Origin of the sequence: Staphylococcus sp. IVB6181 (assembly GCF_025561445.1) — a bacterium.
In the GTDB taxonomy this organism is placed as follows: domain Bacteria; phylum Bacillota; class Bacilli; order Staphylococcales; family Staphylococcaceae; genus Staphylococcus; species Staphylococcus simulans_B.
The window spans coordinates 1-3733 of record NZ_CP095099.1; the positions used below are offsets into that span (position 1 = coordinate 1).

General features: G+C 30.4%; 2 protein-coding genes and 2 pseudogenes. All 4 read right to left on the reverse strand.

Annotated elements, in window-relative coordinates; translation table 11 throughout:
- Nucleotides 1-111: 111 nt before the first annotated feature.
- The 4 genes and pseudogenes from MUA90_RS13900 to MUA90_RS13915 all read right to left on the reverse strand — a co-directional run bounded on the left by MUA90_RS13900 (nucleotide 112) and on the right by MUA90_RS13915 (nucleotide 3589).
- Nucleotides 112-300 (reverse strand): hypothetical protein, encoded by a 189-nt coding sequence (locus MUA90_RS13900; protein ID WP_262588899.1) that lies wholly within the window; start codon nucleotides 298-300, stop codon nucleotides 112-114.
- A 173-nt stretch (nucleotides 301-473) separates the two neighbouring features.
- Nucleotides 474-1262 (reverse strand): HAD family hydrolase, encoded by a 789-nt coding sequence (locus MUA90_RS13905; RefSeq protein ID WP_262588900.1) that lies wholly within the window; start codon nucleotides 1260-1262, stop codon nucleotides 474-476.
- 962 nt (nucleotides 1263-2224) lie between these two features.
- Nucleotides 2225-3148: pseudogene (locus MUA90_RS13910) on the reverse strand (protein rep).
- A 244-nt stretch (nucleotides 3149-3392) separates the two neighbouring features.
- Nucleotides 3393-3589: pseudogene (locus MUA90_RS13915) on the reverse strand (hypothetical protein).
- Nucleotides 3590-3733: the final 144 nt, after the last annotated feature.

The following is a 3733-nucleotide window of genomic DNA, read 5'->3' on the forward strand; positions in this document are numbered from 1 at the left end:
TCCAAGTAAAAAATAGAATTTAGAATAGTTGCTATAAAATAACCTTTATCTAGCACTGTGTTCTTATTCAAAATTAACGCTCCTTTGTTAGCAACACTGAACATATTTGTTTTATTGACGTTGCTTTTTATCCTTAAAAATAAATAAGTAGGCAAACAATAAAGCTGATAAAGAAGCTCCTACTCCTCCGATAAATCTAGCAACCCAGATATTAATCGGCATACTTTCAAAAATCACTAACACAAAATCTCCGACCATAGCAGAAATACATAACATCAAGATAATTTTTAGAACAGTCATAAAATCACTCCTTTTTTCTTAACACTACTAAAATTATCGCTTTATTCCAATTGCTTTATTGACGTTGAGCCTCGGAACCCTTAACAATCCCAAAACTTGTCGAATGGTCGGCTTAATAGCTCACGCTATGCCGACATTCGTCTGCAAGTTTAGTTAAGGGTTCTTCTCAACGATCAATAAATTTTCTCGGCATAAAAGTCGCTAATATCCTTATTTGCAATTTCTTCAATTTTTTCTACAATTTTTAACTCCAAATCCCCTTCACTCTCAATAAATTCTTTAGCAAAACTTCTTAATTCTTCATGATGTCCAACCATTACTGTATAAAGTGCATTTTCAAACATAGATATATCATTTGAATCATTACCAAAAGCTATATAATCACCTTTATCTATCCCTAACATTTTAAGCGCAGCCCATTTATGTATACCTTTAGGACTTATATCAAGTACATTCTCATTCCCATGCTTATTTACATATACATCTAATTCATTTAATTTTTTACTCAATAATTCATTATTATTCGATGTCAAAATCAAAACTTTCACAACAGATTTTAAAGAATCTAGATTAACTAAATTAGCCGAATTTAAAGGATCTAAATTTTTTAATATAGAATGGTTTTGAGGTCCAGTATATGCATAATCCCAATCCCCATCAATTAAGTAAGTAGCATCAAATTCGTTAATTAATTGTTTAATCTTTTCCATTTCTGATAACGAAAAAGAAACAGATTTTATAATTTTTCCTTTACTTAAAATAAGCGAACCATTACCACCTATCATTGTATAATCATGAAAATCCTTGCTTATAACGGGAAGCATATCTCTAATCGGTCTCGCAGATGCAAAAATAACTTGATGACCACTATTCGTAAGATTTTCTAAAGAATTAAGAATTTTATCTGATACTGGTTCTCCCTTAAAACAAATAGTCCCATCTAAATCAAACACAAATTTCACATTTAAAGCCTCCACTATTTAGATTAGTTTTTATTATAATACTCCTTATCAATTATGACAGAAATTTTATTAGCAAATTATATCTACGAAAAGTCTTCAAAATAAATAACTTTTTCGGGTCTACTTTGTACACTTTATCTACCTGGTAGACCTGATTGTTATTGCTTTACAGGCCTAAAATTCGTCGTTATAATCTAGTTAAATCCCGTAAGGGCGCACTTACACGTCGGATAAATCGACGTGTGTAAAACCATAATCGACCTTCGTCGATTTTTTAATCTTAGTTTTAAGTAATCGGTGTTGCAGCACAGATATAAAAATTAATACTACATCAAAATTTAACTAAGATTTAAGCTACTAGTTTTTTGCTAGTAGCTTTTTTATTTTGTTAATTTTTAAATGCCTTTATTTTGAATTTTAAGGGGGCATTTTAAAGATTTGGGGGTCGTTCATATAGTTTTATGCCTAAAAACTTATATAAGCTCTTAAAACGCAAATATGAGTCAAATAAATATATGCTATTTCCAAAAGCAAAAATTTGAGCAAAACCAGTGACGATTTTTAGACACTGCCCATCTACATGCAAACTAAAATTTTGCATATAATCCCCCAAAAAGTGAGTTGGGTTTTTAGTTCCTGCAGGGGCAAATTTCTGTAAAAAAATACCGAAATCTTGATTTTGCCCAAAATGCTTTGTAAGAGCATAAGGGAAATTTGCAACCTTTCAAAAAAGGTTGGTCTGGCGAAGCCAGACATTTCAAGGGATACAGCGATTTCTAAAGTGCAATCATTTTTTGCTTTTGTACCCTAAAAGTACCCACAACATATAGTATGGTACCCTTAAAGTACCCTACGCATATTGTGTCTGTACCCTAAAAGTACCCTAATGTTTTTTAGCACTTTTCAATAAAAAAACGCTAGCTTTTTCGCTAACGTTTTAAAAAGGGTATCAAAATTTATATTCAAATTTCTTCGTCAATTTCATCAATCATTTGATGATTAATTTTACTTTTTTCTTCTTCGGTCAAATCAAAAATTTCACTCGCTAAGTATTCTTTTTGGTTCCAGTGATAAAAAATTTGATAAATATATTCTGTGGGATCTACTTCTTTAAGATAATCTAAATCTCCATTTTTTAATTTCTTTCTTGCCTCTTTAAACAGTCCAGAATAAACAAGAATCTGTTTCCCTTTGAGTGATTTATAAAATGTATCGAACACTTTTTGATTAATTAAGTAGTCACTATCTTTACCAGAATACTTCGCCATTTCGTATAATTCTTTGTTGTTGTTCTGTTTGATTTTTTGAACATGTACTTGTGTGATTTCATCAATTCCCTGTTACATCTCGCCATAAATTCAGCCATTCTTTTTGACTAATATAATACCGTTTATCTGTAAAATACGATTTGTTAACAGCAATTAAAACATGGAAATGCGGATTATAATCATCACGCTTTTGATTATAAGTAACCTCTAATTTTCTTACATAACCTTTAGCAATCGTATTTACTTTTTACGCTTAAACATTTTTTGAAAAGCATGATTATAAGCTTTTATTTCATCCTCTAAATGCTCAGACATTACGTTTGGCGTCGTGAGTGTTAAAAAAATAAATTCCTTTTTTTCTTCCTGCTTAATATACTGCATCATCAAAGATAACCCTAATGCATCTTTGCGAGCTTTCCGCCAAGCACATACAGGACAAAATCGATTTTTACATGGATTCGCCTTATACAATTTCTTTTTCTCCAAAGTTTGATCCGCAACAAATGATAAAAATGTGTTACATTCCTTTATTAAATGCATTTGTCCCTCTCTCACATGTCTCTCAATAAATTTTTGAAATACTTGATTTTTTCTTTTTTTGTCAGTATACTTGTCCATGATATATCACACAAAACAACCTTGTTTTTTACAAAACAATGCCTATAAAAAGTTGCTTTTTCTCCTTCCTGTAAAGTTTTTTTCTAGTCAATTAAAACCTTACTATACTAGGTATGAAAAAGCAACTTTTTTTGTGCTTGAAACCAGTCATATCAATGAACTAAGGGTAACTATCCTCGCCGGGAATAGTTACCCTTAGTATCAAGACAAGAAGAAACTCGTTTTCACTCGTTTTAAAACCCTCTTAAATTTTAGGCTTATCTCTATTAATTTTTCCTACTTTTACAACTAAATAAATAGCATTAATACCCATCAAAATAGTATATGGAATTAATATATATAAGTTATCCATTTGATATACAAAAAATAATCCAAGTAAAAAATAGAATTTAGAATAGTTGCTATAAAATAACCTTTATCTAGCACTGTGTTCTTATTCAAAATTAACGCTCCTTTGTTAGCAACACTGAACATATTTGTTTTATTGACGTTGCTTTTTATCCTTAAAAATAAATAAGTAGGCAAACAATAAAGCTGATAAAGAAGCTCCTACTCCTCCGATAAATCTAGCAACCCAGATATTAA

What these genes read in the sequence shown, in the direction of transcription:
- MUA90_RS13900 (WP_262588899.1), bottom strand. Translation starts at nt 300, where the DNA reads ATGACTGTTCTAAAAATTATCTTGATGTTATGTATTTCTGCTATGGTC.